General features: G+C 57.9%; 20 protein-coding genes and 2 tRNA genes. 13 read left to right on the top strand and 9 right to left on the bottom strand.

Going from position 1 to position 19093, the window contains the following annotated elements; genetic code table 11:
- Positions 1-9 precede the first annotated feature (9 nt).
- Positions 10-426 carry a Fur family transcriptional regulator gene (locus WG939_RS09530; protein WP_339985109.1) on the bottom strand — a complete coding sequence of 139 codons (417 nt, stop codon included), beginning with the start codon at positions 424-426 and terminating at the stop codon, positions 10-12.
- A 57-nt stretch (positions 427-483) separates the two neighbouring features.
- Positions 484-819 (bottom strand): ArsR/SmtB family transcription factor, encoded by a 336-nt coding sequence (locus WG939_RS09535; RefSeq protein ID WP_339985111.1) that lies wholly within the window; start codon positions 817-819, stop codon positions 484-486.
- 268 nt (positions 820-1087) lie between these two features.
- On the opposite strand from WG939_RS09535, the gene WG939_RS09540 reads away from it, so the two are divergent.
- From WG939_RS09540 to WG939_RS09550, 3 genes are read left to right on the top strand one after another with little or no spacing between them, the layout of a single operon-like run.
- Positions 1088-2467 (top strand): glycine--tRNA ligase, encoded by a 1380-nt coding sequence (locus WG939_RS09540; RefSeq protein ID WP_339985113.1) that lies wholly within the window; start codon positions 1088-1090, stop codon positions 2465-2467.
- Positions 2467-2973, top strand: coding sequence for a hypothetical protein (locus WG939_RS09545; RefSeq protein ID WP_339985115.1), 507 nt, complete (start codon positions 2467-2469; stop codon positions 2971-2973). The genes WG939_RS09540 and WG939_RS09545 overlap by 1 nt, the downstream gene beginning before the upstream one ends.
- Before the next feature lie 12 nt (positions 2974-2985).
- On the top strand, positions 2986-3435 hold the full coding sequence (locus WG939_RS09550; RefSeq protein WP_339985117.1) for a hypothetical protein: 450 nt from the start codon (positions 2986-2988) through the stop codon (positions 3433-3435).
- A 3-nt stretch (positions 3436-3438) separates the two neighbouring features.
- Here the strand turns inward: WG939_RS09550 and WG939_RS09555 are convergent, their stop codons facing one another.
- Positions 3439-5433: a TPM domain-containing protein gene (locus WG939_RS09555; protein ID WP_339985119.1), complete on the bottom strand. Its 1995-nt coding sequence runs from the start codon at positions 5431-5433 to the stop codon at positions 3439-3441.
- A 74-nt stretch (positions 5434-5507) separates the two neighbouring features.
- Here WG939_RS09555 and WG939_RS09560 point away from each other — a divergent pair, with 74 nt between their 5' ends.
- Positions 5508-6767 carry a deoxyguanosinetriphosphate triphosphohydrolase gene (locus WG939_RS09560; RefSeq protein WP_339985251.1) on the top strand — a complete coding sequence of 420 codons (1260 nt, stop codon included), beginning with the start codon at positions 5508-5510 and terminating at the stop codon, positions 6765-6767.
- On the opposite strand, the gene WG939_RS09565 is transcribed toward WG939_RS09560, so the two are convergent.
- Together WG939_RS09565 and WG939_RS09570 are read right to left on the bottom strand one after the other, a co-directional pair.
- Positions 6764-7006, bottom strand: a complete 243-nt coding sequence (locus WG939_RS09565; protein WP_339985121.1) for a hypothetical protein — start codon at positions 7004-7006, stop codon at positions 6764-6766. The two genes, WG939_RS09560 and WG939_RS09565, sit on opposite strands and share 4 nt — an antisense overlap.
- The gene (locus WG939_RS09570; protein ID WP_445227895.1) at positions 6996-7472 is read right to left on the bottom strand and encodes a ribonuclease domain-containing protein; all 477 of its coding nucleotides are present in this window, start codon (positions 7470-7472) and stop codon (positions 6996-6998) included. Before WG939_RS09570 ends, WG939_RS09565 begins: the two co-directional genes overlap by 11 nt.
- A gap of 38 nt (positions 7473-7510) precedes the next feature.
- Here WG939_RS09570 and dnaG point away from each other — a divergent pair, with 38 nt between their 5' ends.
- Positions 7511-9373, top strand: a complete 1863-nt coding sequence (gene dnaG / locus WG939_RS09575; RefSeq protein WP_339985125.1) for a DNA primase — start codon at positions 7511-7513, stop codon at positions 9371-9373.
- Here dnaG and WG939_RS09580 read toward each other — a convergent pair whose 3' ends face one another.
- A complete protein-coding gene (locus WG939_RS09580; RefSeq protein WP_339985126.1) occupies positions 9374-9616 on the bottom strand; it encodes a hypothetical protein in 243 nt (80 codons plus the stop codon).
- 108 nt (positions 9617-9724) lie between these two features.
- Here WG939_RS09580 and WG939_RS09585 point away from each other — a divergent pair, with 108 nt between their 5' ends.
- Together WG939_RS09585 and WG939_RS09590 are read left to right on the top strand one after the other, a co-directional pair.
- Positions 9725-10543: a cytochrome c biogenesis CcdA family protein gene (locus WG939_RS09585; protein WP_339985254.1), complete on the top strand. Its 819-nt coding sequence runs from the start codon at positions 9725-9727 to the stop codon at positions 10541-10543.
- A gap of 52 nt (positions 10544-10595) precedes the next feature.
- Positions 10596-11177 (top strand): CPBP family intramembrane glutamic endopeptidase, encoded by a 582-nt coding sequence (locus tag WG939_RS09590; RefSeq protein WP_339985128.1) that lies wholly within the window; start codon positions 10596-10598, stop codon positions 11175-11177.
- A 74-nt stretch (positions 11178-11251) separates the two neighbouring features.
- On the opposite strand, the gene WG939_RS09595 is transcribed toward WG939_RS09590, so the two are convergent.
- Positions 11252-11324: transfer RNA gene (locus WG939_RS09595), tRNA-Asn, on the bottom strand.
- A 128-nt stretch (positions 11325-11452) separates the two neighbouring features.
- Here WG939_RS09595 and WG939_RS09600 point away from each other — a divergent pair.
- The 4 genes from WG939_RS09600 to WG939_RS09615 all read left to right on the top strand — a co-directional run bounded on the left by WG939_RS09600 (position 11453) and on the right by WG939_RS09615 (position 14236).
- Positions 11453-11526: transfer RNA gene (locus tag WG939_RS09600), tRNA-Ile, on the top strand.
- A gap of 153 nt (positions 11527-11679) precedes the next feature.
- Positions 11680-12954, top strand: a complete 1275-nt coding sequence (locus WG939_RS09605; RefSeq protein ID WP_339985130.1) for a dicarboxylate/amino acid:cation symporter — start codon at positions 11680-11682, stop codon at positions 12952-12954.
- Between the two features lie 18 nt (positions 12955-12972).
- Positions 12973-13770 carry a serine hydrolase domain-containing protein gene (locus WG939_RS09610; RefSeq protein ID WP_339985132.1) on the top strand — a complete coding sequence of 266 codons (798 nt, stop codon included), beginning with the start codon at positions 12973-12975 and terminating at the stop codon, positions 13768-13770.
- Positions 13771-13921: 151 nt separating this feature from the next.
- Positions 13922-14236: a hypothetical protein gene (locus WG939_RS09615; RefSeq protein WP_339985134.1), complete on the top strand. Its 315-nt coding sequence runs from the start codon at positions 13922-13924 to the stop codon at positions 14234-14236.
- Here WG939_RS09615 and WG939_RS09620 read toward each other — a convergent pair.
- Positions 14233-14484 carry an acyl carrier protein gene (locus WG939_RS09620; RefSeq protein WP_339985136.1) on the bottom strand — a complete coding sequence of 84 codons (252 nt, stop codon included), beginning with the start codon at positions 14482-14484 and terminating at the stop codon, positions 14233-14235. The genes WG939_RS09615 and WG939_RS09620 overlap by 4 nt on opposite strands.
- A 65-nt stretch (positions 14485-14549) precedes the next feature.
- Between WG939_RS09620 and WG939_RS09625 the strand changes: the two genes are divergently transcribed.
- The gene (locus tag WG939_RS09625; RefSeq protein WP_339985138.1) at positions 14550-15527 is read left to right on the top strand and encodes an alpha/beta fold hydrolase; all 978 of its coding nucleotides are present in this window, start codon (positions 14550-14552) and stop codon (positions 15525-15527) included.
- Positions 15528-15561: 34 nt separating this feature from the next.
- On the opposite strand, the gene aceE is transcribed toward WG939_RS09625, so the two are convergent.
- Positions 15562-18309: a pyruvate dehydrogenase (acetyl-transferring), homodimeric type gene (gene aceE, locus WG939_RS09630; protein ID WP_339985140.1), complete on the bottom strand. Its 2748-nt coding sequence runs from the start codon at positions 18307-18309 to the stop codon at positions 15562-15564.
- A gap of 328 nt (positions 18310-18637) precedes the next feature.
- Between aceE and WG939_RS09635 the strand changes: the two genes are divergently transcribed.
- Positions 18638-19063, top strand: coding sequence for a DUF3052 domain-containing protein (locus tag WG939_RS09635; RefSeq protein ID WP_339985142.1), 426 nt, complete (start codon positions 18638-18640; stop codon positions 19061-19063).
- Positions 19064-19093 lie beyond the last annotated feature (30 nt).

Raw genomic sequence — 19093 nt, forward strand, 5'->3', positions numbered from 1 at the left:
GAGTGTCTGCTAGGCGCACTTGGAACACAGACCAAAGACCTCAGCGGTATGGCCCATGAGCTTGAAGCCGTTTTCCTTCGCTACCTTTTCAGCCCACGTTTCCACTTCAGCGCCAGGGATTTCGACGGTGGTGCCACACTTCTGGCACACCAGGTGGTGGTGATGATCATCGGATTCGCAGTGGCGGTACAGTGACTCGCCACCGGCCATGTGCAAAACATCAACCGCATTGATTTCAGCGAGAGACTGGAGGGTGCGGTAGACGGTGGTGAGTCCTACGCGGGCTTCTCGCTCGATGAGTGCCTGGTGGATGTCCTTGGCAGAGGAGAAAGTATCGATGTCTCGCAGTACCTCGATCACAGCTGCACGCTGGCGAGTGCTACGTTGTCCCAGCTTTGGGATTGAGGAATCAGAGCGTGAAGCCATCGCTACCGGGGGCCTTTCATAATCTTCTAAGTATTGTTGAAAATTAAGTTACCATGTCTACAAAATTTTGCTCGCGGTATGGGGGACTCGCGCAAAAGTAGCTTCCAAAATAGGGATAGCGTCGATGGAGGATAGGGAGTAAAACATCTCGCGGCCTCTCCGTTCGCTTTCGACAAGCCCGGCGTTACGTAGCACCTTCAGGTGTTGGCTGATTAGGGGCTGGCTGGACCCTAGGATCTTGACCAGCTCATGAACGCACTTGGGTGCGGGACGAAGGAGGTAGAGAATCTTCATACGCATCTGTGAATCCAGTGCGCGAATAATCTTCTCAGCGCCGGCAAAATCCCGGTCCGAGGGGAGTGGCCCTTCCGTTGTTTTCACTTGACGATTCACTTCCTAAACCCTGGCTAGTGAAACACGCTAGAAATACCTTATGTATCCAGTTAAGCCCACCCCTGAATCGCTGGTCAAGGGGTAGTTAAGGGACATTGGGCACACTTCGTTACACTTGAGGGCACAAGTAAAGCTCGGCAGCCAGTCGAGTCCAACCTTATTTTGTTTTGCAGCCCTAAGCGGCTCGGGTTTTGCCAGTTCACTCCGGAATGTGGCACACCGAGGGTTTGGCGGATGATCTGCGAACAGTGATCACTCAAGGAGTGTCGTGGCCTCAGTAATTGATTCCGTAGTTAGCCTGGCGAAGCGCCGTGGATTGGTCTACCCATGTGGTGAGATCTATGGTGGTACCCGTTCTGCCTGGGATTACGGTCCGCTCGGAGTAGAGCTGAAAGAAAATATCAAGCGCCAGTGGTGGCGTACCTTTGTGCAGGGGCGCGACGATGTTGTGGGTCTGGATTCCTCGATCATCCTTCCTCGCCAGGTCTGGGAGGCTTCCGGACACGTGGAAACCTTCACCGATCCTCTCGTTGAATCCCTCCACACGCACAAGCGCTACCGTGCTGATCACCTCATCGAGGCATACGAAGCAAAGCACGGCCACCCACCTGCAAACGGTCTTGCGGACATCAATGACCCAGAGACTGGACAGCCAGGCAACTGGACCGAGCCAAAGATGTTCTCGGGCCTGATGAAGACCTACCTCGGCGCCGTGGATGACAAGGAAGGCCTGGCCTACCTGCGTCCAGAGACCGCACAGGGCATCTTCATTAACTTCAAGAACGTGGCAACCACTGCCCGCATGAAGCCACCATTCGGCATCGGCCAGATGGGTAAGGCTTTCCGTAACGAGATCACCCCAGGCAACTTCATTTTCCGTACCCGCGAGTTCGAACAGATGGAGATCGAGTACTTCGTGCACCCATCTGAGGTGGATGCTAAGTTCGACGAATGGGTAGACGCCTGCTGGAACTGGTTCATTGACCTCGGCATCAAGCCTGAGAACCTGCGTCAGTTCGACGTGCCTGCGGAAGATCGCGCACACTACTCCGACCGCACCATCGACTTCGAGTACCGCTTCGGATTCGGTGGCAACGAGTGGGGCGAGCTCATGGGTGTGGCTAACCGTACGGATTACGACCTGTCCCAGCACACTGAGCATTCTGTTGACGACATGAAGTACTTCGACCAGGTCACTGGCGAAAAGTACCACCCATACGTCATCGAGCCTTCCTTCGGACTGACCCGTTCCCTGATGGCCTTCCTCATCGATGCGTACACCGAGGATGAGGCACCTAACGCAAAGGGTGGCGTCGATAAGCGCACCGTGCTGAAGCTGGATCGTCGTCTGGCACCTGTCAAGGTTGCCGTCCTGCCGCTGTCCAAGAAGGATGAGCTGGCTGCTCCTGCGCAGGAGATCGCTAAGGAGCTGCGTCAGCTGTGGAACATCGACTACGACACCTCTGGTGCAATTGGTCGCCGTTACCGCCGTCAGGACGAGATCGGCACGCCGTTCTGTGTCACCGTTGACTTCGACACCCTCGAAGACAATGCCGTCACCGTCCGCGAGCGCGACACCATGAGCCAGGAGCGCGTCCCTGTGGCTGAGCTCCAGGCCTACCTCGCGGCACGTCTGGTTGGCTGCTAATGATGCAGTGGGGTAAACGCCAAAACGGTCGCATTTCCCTGTCCGAAAACGGGGAGCAGGTCACCGAGTTCGTCCTTGATGGCGACAGCAAAGCCACTGCGCTTATCGACGGCGAAAGCTGGGAATTCACCCTGGAGGATACCGTCGCATCGGCAACGAATGGCGAAGTGACCTGGTCGGCCACGGCCGACAAGGGCTTCAAGAAGGCGAAGCAGTTTGTGGCCCAGGTGGGCGACCGCTCGATCGACTTCATCAATGAGCAAAAGACCGACTGGATCATTGATGAAAACGATGTGAAGCTGGGCCAGTTCACCGGCGCGGCCAACGGCGTTCGCCATGTTGAAGTTGATTACGAACCGGATGTAAAACTGGACGTCAAGCAGCGAGTTTTCCTCGCGTGGCTGGCGCGCATTGCCCTTGAGCAGCGACTAGTTAATTCCACGTGGATTTTGACGCTGGTTCTGCTTATCCTGGCACCGTTCATCCTGTTTGTTTTCTTCCTCTAGATAAGGGGTGCCATGTCGGATCAGTTTCCGCGCTGGACATGGACCGGCAACGAGTTGCATGACTCTGCCGGTCACTTGGTGGCGACGGTTCGATCCGACGTTATCGACCTCGATGGGGATCGTCTCCTCATCGAGTCCACCCCCGGCCCGTTTCGATTTCGGGCTCGTGCCACCACGACTAATGGTGAAGTGTTCACCGTGAGCCAGCGCAGTTTCACGGTGAATACGCTGGTGGCCCAATGTGGCCCATCAGGCTATATCCTCGAACGCACCTCGATCTGGCGCAAAGAGCGCGTCATTCGCGACGCTATCGGAGACCTGGCCTACGTTCGCCCCATGGTCAGCGGAAAAGTTGAAATGGTGGGCACCGAACTTGCTAACAAGCTCCCTGACCTTCACGCAGTCTTTCTGAGCTGGGCCTGCGTTCTTGTGGATTCCCCAGTACGCAGGCCCCGGGTGTAGCGGCTAGAATTTGCCGCCGGTGACGCCGCCACCGCCGAACCCTCCGCCACCGCCACCGCTGTAGCCGCCTCCGAATCCGCCACCGAATCCGCCGCCTCCGCTGAGCATTTCACCCAGAATCATGCCGGTGACCAGGCCGCCCATGTTTGAGTTGCTACCGGAGTGGCGACGCCGGTAATCGTCGATGTCTTCCTGAGCTGATGCCGCTGCGCGCTGGGCAGCAGTGAGTGCCTTGCGTGCGAAATCAATCGCTTGGCGAGTATCAGCAACCCGGATGTTGAGGGCTTGGGCATGAAGGTTCTTGGCGTCGGCAAGCTGCGTGCGAGCGGTGGAGCCAACGATGCGTCCACGGGTAGCAATCAGGTCCTCAGCTCCCTGAATGGCGCTAGCTGCGGAACGCGCAGTGTTGTCAAAGACTTGCAGGGTACGGGCCTGATCCGCAGCGGATGCTCGAACCTTGTCCAGCTGCTCATCGACGTGTGAATCTGCGGTAACCAGCGCGTCGTATGCGCCGAGTGGATCAGCCTCGAATGAAGCCTGGGACGTTCCCAACACCTCGCGGGCCTCAGCGATGACGGCATGCAGGGCCTCCCAATCCGCCTTGGTGCCGGTTGCCATGCCTTGCTGCTCGAGGTGCTGTGCCTCCGCGATTTCGCCTTCTACTTCAGCAACCAGGGCAGGGAAGCGGTCGCGGGCCACCGCAATGTTTTCCTCGGCGTGCTCGATACCGGAAAGCAGGTGATCGGCCTTCTGCACGGCAGTTTCGGCGCGACGAATATCTTCGATCAGTCGGCCCTGTTCACCAGCTGGCAAGTGCACGACAGCGCGGGCAGATTCCAGCGACTTTTCTGCCTCTTCCAAGGCCGCGGTTGCCAACTCGACGTTGTCACCGAGCCGTGCGATCACAGAGGAGTCGTAGCGGCTCTGCAGTGCAGTGAGCTGTTCCGCAGATCGCGGCAGGCGAGTACGCACGTCGATGGTTGCCCGAGTGAGCTCTTCCACCTTGGTGTCTGCATTGATCAGCAGATTGCGCATGTTGGCAAAATCTGCCGCTTCCTTGTCTAACGCGTCATCGGCTTGGCCACAGCTGGAGATGATGTCGACCAGCATGGCGCGACGATCTTCCTCAGATTCTGGAATGGAATCATTGAGGCGCTGCTGCAGGCCGAAGGCCCGCTGCAAGGTTGCAGTGGAGTTGTTCATCGCCTTGGTAAATGGGCGAGCTCGTTCTGCACCAAACTCGGCGATAGCGATGTCGAGTTCTTCCCGGCCCCGGCGAATCGATTCGTCAGTGGACACCAGTTCCTCGTGGGCGCGCTGCTCCAGAACCTCCGTTGGCAGGGAATTGAGGGCGCCGATGTTCTTCGGATCAATGTTGCGAGCATCGGTCACCATCGCCTCATTCGTCCGCTTGCGGTTTCGCTTGCTCCACGCGTACGCGCCAATGCCAAGGCCACCTACAGCGGCTGCGCCACCACCGAGCCAGCCAAGATCAGAGGAGTCCATAGCAGGGGCACTGGAGGAGCCTTTGCCGTCGACGGCGTCGACAAGCGCGAGGGCTGCGCCGTTAAAGTCGCGGTCGACGAGCTTGTCGTAGGCAGCCTTGTCGATGCGTTGCTGATCGGAAGACGAGAATTGGTTTCCGTAAGAAATGCCGTAGTCATTGGTGGATGGGGAAACACCGAAGACGATTACGTTGCCACCCTGATTCTTCTGCATTGCAGCGGTGGCCCATTGATCGCCAGTCATCCCAGCGAAGTCCTTGGCAAAAACGACGTACACCTTTTTCTGGGTGTCCTTCTGCAGCTGCTTGATCTTGGCTTCCAGTTCAGCTTCCTGTGCTGGAGTCAGGACGTCGGCGGTATCAGTGACCGTCTTGGTGTACTGGACCGGTGCTTGCGCCACAATATGCTCCATGGCAAAAGCAGGACCTGCGAAGCTAAGTCCAAGTCCCGCAGTGGCGAGCGTGATGACGCTAAATTTCTGGAGGCCGTTCATATTGGACAAGGTTACCCGCCTTTCGGCGAGGTGCGCACGAATTGCGCAGGAAAACCGGCAGAATCGATGTCGTGATGAAGCAGTTTGAATACGGTGTAGCCGACACAGAGAGGCGATTTTTCGAGCCCGAAAAGGGGAGCTCGATGCCTGGCTCCGAACCGGAACATCGTGGGGCGTTTTCGCGAGATCGAGCCCGCGTGCTCCATTCAGCTGCGCTGCGCAGACTGGCAGACAAAACCCAAGTGGTTGGGCCTCGGGACGGCGACACTCCTCGCACCAGGCTGACTCACTCGTTGGAAGTTGCCCAAATTTCCCGTGGGATCGGCAGCGGGCTGGGCCTTGACCCTGACTTGTGCGAACTCGCCGCGCTGTCACACGACATCGGGCATCCACCTTATGGGCACAACGGGGAAGTGGCCCTCAATGAGATCGCTGACCTTTGTGGCGGATTTGAAGGCAACGCTCAGACGCTTCGTATCCTGAGCCGGCTGGAGCCAAAGGTGATGCGTGGTTCGGAAAGCTTGGGGCTCAACCTGACCCGCGCCTCCCTTGACGCGGCCTGCAAATACCCGTGGACCCGCGCCGAAAACAGTCGCAAATACGGCGCCTATGACGACGATGCCGAATTGCTAGCCTGGCTGCGTGAAGGCCACACTGACCTGCGCAAACCCATCGAAGCGCAGGTGATGGACTGGTCCGATGACATCGCTTATTCCGTCCACGACGTCGAAGACGGTATCGTCGCAGGCCGCATCGATCTTGCAGTGTTGTGGGACCTCGTCGAACTCGCCGCCCTCGCTGACAAAGGAGCGCGCGCCTTCGGCGGCAGCGCAGAGGCGCTTGTCTACGCCGCCGACCGACTCCGCCAGCTCCCCGTGATTTCCAGGGCCTCGGAATACGATGGGACGCTTAGCTCCATGGTCGCCCTCAAGGCAATGACGTCTGAACTGGTCGGCCGCTATGTCGGAATCACCGTCGCAGCTACTCGGGAGGCCAATGAGCTGATCGGGCGCCAGCACGGCGACCTCGTCGTACCCGAAAACGCCGCCAACGAGGTCAAACTGCTCAAGACGATTGCTGTGCTCTACGTGATGGACGACCCCGGGCACTTGGCGCGCCAGGATCGCCAGCGCGAACGCATCCACCGCGTCTATGACTATCTGGCGATGGGCGCGCCGGGAACGCTTGATCCGATGTTCCAATCCTGGTTCAACGCTGCCGATTCGGATGCTGCTCGCCAACGGGTGATCATTGACCAGATTGCGTCGATGACCGAAACGCGACTTGAACGGGTTGCCCGCAGTTCCGCAGAAGTCTCGGGCTTCTTCGGTTAGGAGTCAGCCGTAGTGACCGAAACACCCTCGTCTCGGCACACATTAGCCAGGAGGGTGTAGTCACTGATGGAGAGGCGACAGCCCCTGAACACGATTGCTTTCACGCGGGTTTCGCGAAGGAAATCTGCAAAGCCATCGAGGTTGCGTGGGGTGGGCTGGTAGGTACCGGACAGCGCGCTGAACACTTCCGGGAGGGTGGAGTGGTGGCGGGCGTCGATAAGCAAAGTCTTATTCGGCATCAGGGATCTCGCAGAAGGATTCGTAGTGATTGTCGGTGTAGTACCAAACGTCAGGGTCTTGCTTGGTGCCACCACCAGTGATGATGCGGCGCTCGCCACGGTGGTTGAGGCCAGGGGTGTCCACGGTGTACTCGCGGTAATAATTGCTGTCTTGCTTAGGCAGGTGGCCCTCGTAGTTGCCGAAACGCACGCCGTCATTCTCTGGATACTTAGGCTTCTTACCTGCGAGGATACTGTCGATGACGGGGTGGACCTGCTCAGGCAAAGTATCGACCGGGCACTGGCCGTCCTTTGCCTTCTTCTGGGCGCTTGGCTTAGGCGCCTGGCTGGATGGCTTGGCGGTTGCCTGCGTGGTCGGCTTTGGTTCCTTTGATTGTTCGGGACCGAGGTCCAAACCGAAGAAAGCGCTGGCGAGCAGCACGAGCACGCCGCCCACTCCAGCGATAGCTTTACGTTGAGATGCCATAGAAACCATCATGTCAGATAACAACTAAGGTGTATGTCATGGCCAAAGGCAGGATCCCACAAAGCGATATTGAAGCAATTCGCGAACGAACTCCGATCGAGGAGATTGTTGGCGAATACGTGCAGCTCAAACCTGCCGGTGCTGACTCGCTCAAGGGCCTGTCCCCATTTAAGGATGAAAAGACGCCGTCCTTTCACGTTCGGCCGAATCGCGGATATTTCCACTGTTTCTCCACTGGCGAAGGTGGCGATGTTTTCTCCTTCCTGATGAAGATGGAGCACATCACCTTCCCCGAGGCTGTCGAGGTCTGCGCCGACAAAATCGGCTACCGCATCAACTACGAGGGTGGGGGACCGGGGCGCCGGGAAGAACCGGGAACGCGCCAGCGGCTGATCCTGGCCAACCGGCACGCGCACGAGTATTACATGCAGCAGTTGGAGACCCCAGAGGCCGCGCCCGCTCGTGACTTCCTCACCCAACGCGGTTTTTCTGCCGAGCACGCCCACCAGTTTGGTTGTGGCTACGCGCCAGCGGGCTGGGACACCATGACCAAGCACATGCTGCGCAAAGGTTTTACATTCGAGGAACTGGAGGCTGCAGGCCTGTCCAAGATGGGCAAACGTGGTCCGATCGACCAGTTCCATCGCCGCCTGCTGTGGCCGATCAAGAACACCTCCGGCGACGTGATTGGCTTCGGCGCCCGCAAGCTTTTCGACGACGACAAGCTCGGCAAGTACATGAACACGCGCGATACGCTCTTGTACAACAAATCTAAGGTGCTTTTCGGTCTAGACCAGGCGAAGAAGCACATCGCTGCAGGCCACCAGGCTGTGGTCGTGGAAGGCTACACCGATGTGATGGCCATGCACGCAGCTGGCGTCACCACTGCTGTTGCTTCTTGTGGCACCGCCTTTGGTGAGGAACACCTGCAGATGCTGCGTCGTCTCATGCTGGATGACAGCTACTTCCGGGGTGAACTTATCTACACCTTCGACGGCGACGAAGCAGGCCAAAAGGCAGCGATGCGCGCCTTCGAAGGCGACCAGAAGTTCACCGGACAGTCTTTCGTTGCCGTCGCTCCTGACGGCATGGACCCTTGCGACTTGCGGTTGGCGCGTGGCGACGCAGCTGTGCGCGACCTTGTCGCCTCCCGCATCCCGATGTTTGAGTTCGTGCTGCGCGCGCTTATCGCCGAATACAACTTGGACACCGTGGAAGGTCGCTTGCAGGCGCTGCGCCGGACGGTTCCTGTCCTAGCCGATATTCGCGACGCCACCTTGCGGGGCGAGTACGCGCGTCAGCTTGCTGGGTGGATCGGCTGGGCGGATCCGGCAGAAATCGTGCGTCAAGTGGCTAATGAGGCGCGTAAGCCTCGGGCGGGTCGCGCGGAGCCTCAAGCGCAGCCTGATGCACGCGGGGCATTGCCAGATCCTCGTGATCCCTCGCTCTGGCCTGAACGTGAATCGTTGAAGCTTGCCCTGCAATTCCCGATGCTTGCGGGCAACTATTTCGACGGTCTTGCTTCCGAATGTTTCACCGCCGAAGGCTACCGGGCGGTTCACGCTGCCATTTTGAGTACTGGTGGGTGCTCAGCTGGCATTGAGCAGGGGATGGAGTGGTTGCCAAACATCGCCGAGCATTTGGATCTCGCCGGACGCTCGCTGCTCTCCGAGCTTGCTGTCGAGCAGATCAACTGTGAGCAAGAGGATCTGGAAAAATACACGGATAGTGTGCTCTCCCGGCTGCAGGAAGTGCGCGTGGGTAATCAGATTGCCAGGCTCAAGGGGCAATTGCAGCGCATGCGACCTTCGGACAACGAAGAGGCCTACAATGCGCTATTCGCCGACTTGTTGGCATTGGAGCAGGCGCGCCGCGAGTTGTTGGCGCGTGCCTTCAAGTAATTAATCGTGGTCGGGCTCGAGGACGTGGGTGCCGTCCTCACGGCGCAGGTTCTTGACTTCCTTCATGCGAGGTTCTGGGTCGAGCTTGTTCGCAATGGCACGCCGGGTCGCATTGATAGCTGCCTTGGAAGCGGGGGAGTTGACGGCAAATTCGTAACCCTTCTTGATCTGCTCATAGCGACGGCGCCCGGCCTTAGTTCCGAGCACATAGCCAGCAGCGACACCAACGACTAGTTGAATCATGGGAAGAGTTCGCACCTTCGGTTCCGACGACAAATTCTGGCTCCACACTACCAAGTGCTGAGCGACCGCGAGAAGATCAATCGTTAGACATCATCTATGGTGATACTCATGGTCTCAGTGGGGATTTTCGGTGCATTTATCGCTGGCATCTTTTCGCTTCTCAGTCCCTGTTCCGCACTGCTATTACCTGCGTTCTTTGCTTACGCATTCAGTTCCAAGCGGCAGCTAGTATCCCGCACCGTGGCCTTTTTCCTCGGTTTGGCAGCTGTGATGGTCCCGCTGGGCGTCGGTGTGGGCTGGTTCGGGCAATTGCTCATGACCCGTCGCTCCACCCTCATTCTCCTAGGGGGACTCGCGATGATCATTTTCGGCATCATCTCCTTCTTCGGCAAGGGCTTCAATATCCCCCTTATCTCAGGACTGAATAATCGCGTCCGGGGCACCAGCTGGCTGGCTGTCTTCTGCCTAGGCGCCGTCTACGGCTTCGCGGGTTTCTGTGCCGGCCCACTCCTCGGCGCCGTCCTCACCACCGCGATGCTCTCCACCAACTCTGTCTACGGCGGGCTGATCATGGCGATGTACGCGCTGGGGATGACCCTGCCCCTTTTCCTGCTCGCATGGGCGTGGGATGCCCGCAAGCTTGGCGACGCCCGATGGCTCCGAGGTCGGGAAGTCGTAGTCTTTGGGCTGCAACTGAACACGATTTCGATGGCCTCGGGCCTCTTTTTCATACTCATCGGGGCGCTGTTCATTAAGACCAACGGACTTACCGGAATGCCATCTGTGGTGTCGGTGGATCGGCAGCTGTCGATGCAGGAATGGATGCAATCTTTCTTGGATGGGCGAGAGTTGATGTTTTTACTGGGAGCCCTCGTGATTGCCCTTGTGGTGGCAATATGGATGTATGCGAAAAGTGAGCGAACTTGAGCCGGCAAGGAGCTGGCTCGTTTGGCTGTGCGCAGTAGCCGGATGGGGCTACATGTCTGCACAAACTCTCCAGGAGCTTGGCGTGCCTTCGGCACCAGGTCCAGTGCTTTATCTGGTAGCTGCGATAGCGCTCGTTCTTGTCTTCCGGCATTCGATTTCAGGGCTCAAATCCGGCGGCTGGCGGATCTGGGGAACGATCCTGCTAGGTGTTGCCATCACGTTCACCTTTGAGACGATTTGGTACAGCTTGCTGGACACTATCGGTGTTGCCCCCAACTCCAACACGGAAGCCATTCGGCAACAACTGCTTGACAACCCCATTGGCATGGGAATTGGCGCCATAGTCATCGGGCCCGTGGTGGAGGAAATGCTCTACCGTTTCGGCATCTTCCGCGTGCTAGCAAAACTCAATCTCATCGTCGGTTATCTCGGCACTGCGGTCTTCTTCGCCTTTCAGCACGTCGCAGTGGGATGGATAGTGGGAGGGGATCCTCAGCAACTGTGGTATGTACCCGCGTTTGTGGTGTTTAGTCTGGTCACGTGCACTCTGTACCGGCGGGCGGGATCAATTCTGGCGCCAATTTTGATGCATGTTGCTAGCAATGCGATCGGCGTGGCAGCCATGCTTGCTTGAGCTAGCGCACGTGCCGAGTTGGCAGGCCTTAGAAAAGCAAAAAACCCGCTGTTTCCAGCGGGTTTTTCATCTTGCTCCTCCAACTGGGCTCGAACCAGTGACCCTGCGATTAACAGTCGCATGCTCTGCCAACTGAGCTATGGAGGAATACTTTGTTTCAAGGTCTCCCTTGCAACGAGAACTAACTATATAGAAGGCCTTGGTTTGAAATCAAATCGGCAGGTAGGGGGTGGATTTCGTCCCTCAATGTGGTGATGGATATACTCATTCGAGTTGGGGCTATAGCTCAGTCGGTTAGAGCCGTGGACTCATAATCCATTGGTCCCGGGTTCGAGCCCCGGTGGCCCCACGCGGCAGTAAAAGCCCAGGTGGAAACGCCTGGGCTTTTCTCCTGTCTTAAATTAGTAGACCGTTCGGTCTGAATTTTAATTTGAACAACCGTTCCGAGCAGCGTAATCTCCATTGAAGTAAATTTAGTGCAAAATAGACAAGGTTGTCTGAAATGAAGAAGTATTTCACGAGCTTTGGAGCTCAAATCGGTTATGGCTTGATCGCCGGTCTCGTGCTTGGCCTCATTGCCCGGCAAATGGGGGATGGGAACTGGCTTACCAAGGGCCTGACGGAAGTTGGCAGCGCTTACGTCAGCCTGCTCAAGGTCCTTATTCCGCCATTGATCGTGACGGCGGTAGTTACTTCGATTGCGAACTTGCGCCAGGTAACTAACGCAGCTCGCTTGGCGTGGCGGACCATCGTGTGGTTCATGATCACCGCCTTCGCGTCCGTGGTTGCGGGTATCGGTGTTGGTCTGCTGGTTAACCCTGGTTTGAACACCAGCATCGATCCTTCCACCGCTAAGGCTCCGAGCTCAGTTGGTTCCTGGTGGGCCTTCTTGCAGGGGCTCGTACCGAGCAACATCATGGGCTTGGGTGTGAGCCTGAAAGGCGATTCTGCGAGCGTGAACTTCAATGTTCTCCAACTGCTCTTACTTTCCATCGCTTTTGGCATTGCTGCCGTCCAGGTGGGCAAAAAGGCCGAACCAGTTCTTGAATTCGCAGCTAGCTTGCTCGAGATCGTGCAGAAGGTACTTTGGTGGATCATTCGACTCGCTCCGATCGGTACAGCTGCACTCATCGGTAAGGCGGTAGCTGTCTATGGCTGGGAGGCTCTCGGCAGCCTGGGCAAGTTTGTATTCGCGATCTACCTTGGCCTGCTTCTTGTCATCGGCGTTATTTACCCTGCGATTCTCAAGCTGCATGGCATCAGTGTGCTGCAATTCTTCCGCAAGGTGTGGCCTGTGACGTCGCTGGGCTTCGTCACCCGCTCGTCCATGGGCGTTATGCCGGTCACCGAGCGTGTCACCGAGCAGGCGCTGGGCGTGCCTCGTGCGTACGCTTCATTCGCAATTCCACTTGGCGCCACCACCAAGATGGATGGTTGTGCTTCGATTTATCCAGCAATTGCTGCGATCTTCGTATCGCAGTTCTATGGAATGCCACTGCACGCCACTGATTACCTGCTGATTGCTTTCGTCTCCGTCATTGGTTCCGCAGCCACGGCCGGCACCACTGGTGCAACGGTGATGCTCACCCTGACGCTCTCGACCCTTGGCTTGCCTCTTGAAGGCGTGGGCCTCTTGCTTGCCGTGGATCCGATCGTAGATATGGGCCGCACTGCAGTGAACGTAACGGGCCAGGCGCTGGTTGCCATGGTCGTCGCGACGCGCGAGAAGATTTTGGATCGCGCTGTGTTTGAGGACCCTCGAGCTGTGGCTCGCTAAGCATCTACACTAGGTCTCATGACGTTCTTTGCAGGCCTAGACCAGTGGCCGGTAGACAATGTGTCTGCCGGCCTTGTTGGCGTTCAGGAAGAAACCTTTGGGGACATCGATCGCGTTTACGAGCTTGCGAGCGTAACCAAGCTCCTGAGCGCCTATGGCTTCCTCGTCGCCCTCGAGGAAGGCGTTTTCGAGCTCGACACCCCTATGGGGCCTGCCACAGTCGAGCATCTGCTTGCGCATGCCTCTGGCGTCGGTTTCGCAACTCGCGAACCCGAGCGAGAGCCGGAAGATCGACGCATCTACTCCAGTGCGGGCTTTGAAATCCTTGCCGATGGCGTCGAGAAGCTCGCTGGCATTCCTTTCCCTGACTACCTGCGCGAGGCGGTCTTTGAGCCACTCGGCATGGATGCCACCGAATTCCACGCCTGGGCTGGGCACGGCGCCAAATCGACGGTGCGGGACCTGATGAAGTTTGCCAAGGAGCTGCTCGAACCGCAGCTTATCGACGCCACAACGCTGCACGACGCGACGACTGTGCACTTCCCGGAACTTGCCGGCATCGTTCCAGGCTATGGGCGGCAAGTGCCGTGCCCTTGGGGACTTGGATTCGAGATCAAGGGGGAGAAGTCGCCGCACTGGACCGGAGCGTCGATGCCGTCGGACCTTTTCGGGCACTTTGGGCAGGCAGGAACCTTCCTGTGGGCTCACCCGGCCACGGGGCATGCCTGCGTGGTGCTCACCAACCGCCTGTTTGGTGAATGGGCGAAGCCGCTGTGGTCGGATTTCAACGAGAAGCTGTGGCTAAGCCTGAACTAGAGCTTGAATAAATGGGGGAGTCAACCAGCACTTTAGGGTTGCTGGTGTGAATTCTGGTGCGTAAAAATGCGGGTGTTGCTTCAAGTTGTCGCACGAGTCCGTTGGGGAAGACGCTCTCGTCTTGCACGCCACAAACTTGAAGGACTTAATCGTGACTACTTTTCTTACACACACGCCCGTAGCTTGCACTGCGGTGCTGCGAATCTCGCGCCTGCCCAGGCGACTGCGGCCGGTTGTAGAAGAACTCATGTACCGGCTCATTCCCAGTGATTCTGAGCTAGAAATTCCAGGAGCAGACCCGCTTGGCACTGCCTGGTGTACGCGCTGGGAACGCTCCGGTGTGGGCACCGTCGAAACTCGGCAGGTTCTCACGGGGCTTCCAGATGAATTGGCCGAATTTGCGACCTCGCTGGGCGAACTGTGCGCCCAATACGACTGCGAAGCGGAGCTACGCCTCGTAGACTAATCCTGGGCTCGATGAGAGTCGATGTAGTTGACTACATCGCCAACGGTCTCGAATTGAGCTGCGTCCTTGTCGCTGATGTACACGCCGAAGGCGTCCTCAGCGCGAACCGAAATTTCAACAATGGACAGCGAATCGACGGCCAGCTCGGAAGCGATTTTCGAGTCGAGGGTGATGTCCTCAGGGTCGTAGCCAGTGCTGTCGACGATGATGTCGCGTAGCGTGGCAAAGGTACTCTGAGCATCAGTCATGTGGGGACTCCTCATCTGGCCGAATCGTTGACCCTTCAAGAATACCCTGTAGAAAGCGAAGCTATATGGACGTGCCTCCGGTGCCCCAGTTCCTCGCCCGACTCATGCGCGGCGTCTCTTCAGAAGAAGTTGAACTCGGGCTTTCGGGGCTGTGTGAACAGGGCAAAGTGGCGTCGACAAGCGTGCCCGTAGTCACCTACACCGCCGGGCCCGTCGACGCCGACCTCACCGTCGTGTTCGTCCATGGCTTCACTCTCGCCGCGGACTGCTATTTCCTGCAGGTAGAGCACCTCGTGAAGAATCACCCAGAGGTGCGCAGCGTACTGCTCGACCTGCGCGGACACGGCCGAACTGGGGAAGTTCCGCCCGAACAATGCACGATTGAAGGGTCGGCGCAGGACGTGCTCTCTGTCATCGATGAACTGGTGCCCAACGGCAAGATCATCTTGGTTGGGCATTCGCTCGGCGGGCACGTGGTGCTTAACGCCATCCGAACCTGCTCAGACGAGATTTTCCAGCGGTTGGCGGGGGTAGTTTTGATCGCGACCTCGATCGATTCGCTCTCGGCCCAAGGTGTGCCACGACTACTCACGACCAAGCTTGCCGACGAAGTGTACGGGCGCATGGCATCGACCCCGGAAGCGGTGGCAAAGCTACGCCAAGACATTGGCAAGATGCTTGCGCCAGCGTTGGCTGCCATGGTGTTCAAACGGATCAGCACCCCGTACAACCTGGTGAAATTCCACGCCCAGATGATCAACGACACCCCACTGGCCACCTTCATTGGTTACTTCGACGACCTCGAAACCCACTCCGAGGTGGCAGCAGCCGAGCGACTGTCACAACTTCCTGGGTACGTTCTTGTTGGCGACGACGACCATGTGACTCCACTTTCCCAAAGCAAGCGGATCCTCGAGCTGTGGCCAAACGCGCAATTGCGTGACTGTGACCGCTGTGGCCACATGATGATTCTGGAAGCACCGGAGCTGGTCAACGAAGTGCTTGATGAGTTAATTGAAAGCGTGAAAAAGCCCCGATGCTAGGACGTGAAGTCAGCATCGGGGCCTTGGGTGGGGTTTAGACCGAGGTTGGGTCAGTCAGATTGAACTTCTTGGCAGCGTTTGCTGCGACAGACATCTCAATCTTGCCCTCTCGTGCCAGGCCAGCCAGGACTGCAACAACGACAGACTCAGCGTCGATGTTGAAGAAGCGACGTGCCGCAGCGCGGGTGTCGGAGAAACCGAAGCCGTCTGCACCGAGAACGGTGTAGTCGCCCGGAATCCACTTGCGGATCTGCTCAGGGAGAGCAGTAGCAAAGTCAGACACTGCTACGAATGGGCCGGATACGCCGTCCAGCTGCTTAGTCAGGAACGCAGGCTCAACCTTTGCGGAAGGATCGCGCAGCTGCTCCAGATCGCGGGCCTGGCCGTCGCGGGCCAGCTCGTTCCAGGAGGTGACGGAGAAGATGTTGGACTTCACTCCGTACTCGTCGCGCAGGATCTCGGCTGCGCGCAGCGCCTGCTGCATGCCGATACCAGAAGCCAGGATGTTAGCCTCGTGGCCTTCGCCCTCAGCAGCGGAGTACTTGTAGATGCCCTTGTGTAGACCCTCGATGTCGAGGTTCTCTGGCTCTGCTGGCTGTGGGGTTGGCTCGTTGTAGATCGTCAGGTAGTAGATGACATCCTCACCACGGCCAGGGCCGTACATGCGGTCGATGCCTTCGCGGACCAAGTGAGCGATCTCGTAGGCGAACGCAGGGTCGTAGGACACCACTGCTGGGTTCGTAGAAGCCAGGACAGGGGAGTGGCCGTCCATATGCTGCAGGCCCTCACCGGTCAGGGTGGTGCGACCAGCAGTTGCGCCCAGCAGGAAGCCACGAGCCATCTGGTCTGCAGCAGCCCAAATGGAGTCTGCGGTGCGCTGGAAACCGAACATCGAGTAGAAGATGTACAGCGGAACCATCGCGTGACCGTGGGTGGCGTAGGAAGTGCCAGCCGCGATGAAGGATGCGGTGGAACCTGCCTCGTTAATGCCTTCGTGCAGGATGTGGCCATCAGTGGCCTCACGGTAGGACAGCATCAGATCGTGGTCCACAGGGGTGTAGTTCTGGCCGTGTGGATTGTAGATCTTCAGCGTTGGGAACCAGGAGTCCATACCGAAGGTACGTGCCTCATCCGGGATGATTGGCACCAGGCGATCAGCCAGGTCCTTGTCACGCATGAGTTCCTTGAAGGTACGCACCACAGCCATCGTGGTTGCCACCTGCTGCTTGCCGGAGCCCTTGCGCAGGGACTTCAGAGCGTCAATCTCAGGAACCTGGATTGGCTCGTAGGTGCTGCGACGCTCAGGCAGGAATCCGCCCAGTTCCTTACGACGCTCCAGCATGTACTTGATCTCTGGGGCGTCCATACCTGGGTGGTAGTAAGGAGGAAGGTATGGATCCTTTTCGAGCTGCTCGTCGGTGATCGGAATGCCCTGCTTGTCGCGGAACTTCTTCAGATCATCCAGGGTCAGCTTCTTCATCTGGTGGGTCGCGTTGCGGCCCTCGAAGTTGTGGCCGAGGCCGTAGCCCTTAATGGTGTGAGCAAGGATCACGGTTGGGCGCTCGGTCTCTTCCATCGCGCGCTTGTAGGCAGCGTAGATCTTGCGGTAGTCGTGGCCGCCACGTGGCAGGTTCCAGATTTCCTCGTCGGTCATGTCTTCAACGAGCTTCAGGGTGCGAGGATCGCGACCGAAGAAGTGCTCGCGGACGTATGCGCCGTCGTTAGCCTTGAAGGTCTGGTAGTCGCCGTCCGGGGTGTCGTTCATGATATCAACCAGGGCGCCGTCCTTGTCCTTTTCGAACAATGCGTCCCACTCGCGACCCCACACGACCTTGATCACGGACCAGCCGGCGCCGCGGAAGAAGGATTCGAGCTCCTGAATGATCTGGGTGTTGCCACGGACCGGGCCGTCGAGACGCTGCAGGTTGCAGTTGATGACGAAGGTCAGGTTGTTCAGGCCGTACAGCGTTGCGGTCTGAATCAGGCCACGAGACTCTGGCTCGTCCATTTCGCCGTCGCCGAGGAATGCCCAGACATGCTGCTGGGAGGTGTCCTTGATGCCACGGTTGTGCAGGTACTTGTTGAAGCGGGCCTGGTAGATGGCGTCCATTGGGCCAAGGCCCATGGACACGGTTGGGAACTCCCAGAAGTCCTTCATGCCGTGTGGGTGTGGGTAGGACGGGATGCCGCCCTGTGGGCGGGAAACTTCCTGACGGAAGCCGTCGAGGTCGTCCTCAGTCAGGCGACCTTCGAGGAACGCGCGGGCGTACATGCCTGGGGAAGCGTGACCCTGGAAGAAGATCTGGTCGCCGCCACCTGGGTGGTCCTTGCCCCGGAAGAAGTGGTTGAAGCCAACTTCGTACAGCGGGGCAGCGCCTGCGTAGGTGGAAATGTGGCCACCGACGCCGATGCCTGGGCGCTGAGCGCGGTGCACCATGATGGCTGCGTTCCAACGCATCCAGCGACGGTAACGCTTCTCAATAGCCTCATCGCCAGGGAACTCCGGCTCCTGGGAGGTTGGAATGGTGTTGACGTAGTCGGTGGACGTCAGGGATGGCAGCTCAACGCGCTTGGCGGTTGCGCGCTCCAGCAGACGCAGCATGAGGTAGCGAGCGCGCTCCGGGCTGGATTCTTCCAGCAGGCCGTCGAGCGAATCCATCCACTCCTGAGTCTCTTCAGGATCGGAGTCATTGAGGTAGGACGCCACACCATCGCGGATCAGGGCGATGTTGGAGTCGTCAGGTGAATGACCACCGAATTTCGGTTCAGTTGCGTCAGCCATGGCATTCCTTACGTCTACTTGGGTGTTGAATATCGGCAATCCCACGCCAATGGTGGGGTGCCGGTCTGTGCACCAGGATACGGGTTTCAGCCCCTCGACGTACAGATCGCAATAGTTTGTCCTGGTAGCGACGTGCTTCTTTGCAAAGTTAACTAAAATTTAGGGTGAATTTTGCATCATTTTTGGTTATGTGGTTTTTGCGAGTTGGGAGCAAAAAACTCCACATAGTCTGTAATTTGCCACGAGACCTGGTATTTTCAACCCTTGATACGAACATTTGGCTGTCATACAAGGTGTGTCAGCCTAAGAAACTAGGAGGATAACTACAGTGGTCGACGTTCCGGGCGTCACCAAAGCGAGCGCCCAGGATTACGCGCTTGTCTTAGGTGTGGAAGCAGGACAGCTTGTCCAAGAAATTGGATGGGATGAAGACTGCGACAGCGCCATCAGTGAAGCAGTAGAAGATCGCATCGGCGATGTTCTGCTCGATGAAGATACTGACGAAATTTGCGACGTCGTACTGCTGTGGTGGCGAGAGGAAGACGGCGACCTCGTCGACGGGCTTGTCGACGCCATCCGCTCCCTCGCAGATGCCGGCCGAATCTGGCTACTGACCCCTGGCGCAGGAAAGCCTGGACACATTGTCGCGGGCGAAATCGCAGAATCCGCGAAACTTGCTGGTCTGGTGCAGACGAAGGCAACTCGCCTTGGCCAGTGGCAGGGTAGCTGCCTGGTGCAGCCTGGAAAGAAGTAAAACTGCTCACTAGCTGGCGATTTTGTCAAG

The sequence above is a fragment of the Corynebacterium sp. H130 genome, assembly GCF_037572395.1.
Lineage (GTDB): Bacteria > Actinomycetota > Actinomycetes > Mycobacteriales > Mycobacteriaceae > Corynebacterium.

What these genes read in the sequence shown, in the direction of transcription:
- WG939_RS09530 (WP_339985109.1), bottom strand. Translation starts at nt 426, where the DNA reads ATGGCTTCACGCTCTGATTCCTCAATCCCAAAGCTGGGACAACGTAGC.
- WG939_RS09545 (WP_339985115.1), top strand. Translation starts at nt 2,467, where the DNA reads ATGATGCAGTGGGGTAAACGCCAAAACGGTCGCATTTCCCTGTCCGAA.
- WG939_RS09550 (WP_339985117.1), top strand. Translation starts at nt 2,986, where the DNA reads ATGTCGGATCAGTTTCCGCGCTGGACATGGACCGGCAACGAGTTGCAT.
- WG939_RS09555 (WP_339985119.1), bottom strand. Translation starts at nt 5,433, where the DNA reads ATGAACGGCCTCCAGAAATTTAGCGTCATCACGCTCGCCACTGCGGGA.
- WG939_RS09560 (WP_339985251.1), top strand. Translation starts at nt 5,508, where the DNA reads ATGAAGCAGTTTGAATACGGTGTAGCCGACACAGAGAGGCGATTTTTC.
- WG939_RS09565 (WP_339985121.1), bottom strand. Translation starts at nt 7,006, where the DNA reads ATGCCGAATAAGACTTTGCTTATCGACGCCCGCCACCACTCCACCCTC.
- WG939_RS09570 (WP_445227895.1), bottom strand. Translation starts at nt 7,472, where the DNA reads ATGGCATCTCAACGTAAAGCTATCGCTGGAGTGGGCGGCGTGCTCGTG.
- dnaG (WP_339985125.1), top strand. Translation starts at nt 7,511, where the DNA reads ATGGCCAAAGGCAGGATCCCACAAAGCGATATTGAAGCAATTCGCGAA.
- WG939_RS09580 (WP_339985126.1), bottom strand. Translation starts at nt 9,616, where the DNA reads ATGATTCAACTAGTCGTTGGTGTCGCTGCTGGCTATGTGCTCGGAACT.
- WG939_RS09585 (WP_339985254.1), top strand. Translation starts at nt 9,725, where the DNA reads ATGGTCTCAGTGGGGATTTTCGGTGCATTTATCGCTGGCATCTTTTCG.
- WG939_RS09590 (WP_339985128.1), top strand. Translation starts at nt 10,596, where the DNA reads ATGTCTGCACAAACTCTCCAGGAGCTTGGCGTGCCTTCGGCACCAGGT.
- WG939_RS09605 (WP_339985130.1), top strand. Translation starts at nt 11,680, where the DNA reads ATGAAGAAGTATTTCACGAGCTTTGGAGCTCAAATCGGTTATGGCTTG.
- WG939_RS09610 (WP_339985132.1), top strand. Translation starts at nt 12,973, where the DNA reads ATGACGTTCTTTGCAGGCCTAGACCAGTGGCCGGTAGACAATGTGTCT.
- WG939_RS09620 (WP_339985136.1), bottom strand. Translation starts at nt 14,484, where the DNA reads ATGACTGATGCTCAGAGTACCTTTGCCACGCTACGCGACATCATCGTC.
- WG939_RS09625 (WP_339985138.1), top strand. Translation starts at nt 14,550, where the DNA reads ATGGACGTGCCTCCGGTGCCCCAGTTCCTCGCCCGACTCATGCGCGGC.
- aceE (WP_339985140.1), bottom strand. Translation starts at nt 18,309, where the DNA reads ATGGCTGACGCAACTGAACCGAAATTCGGTGGTCATTCACCTGACGAC.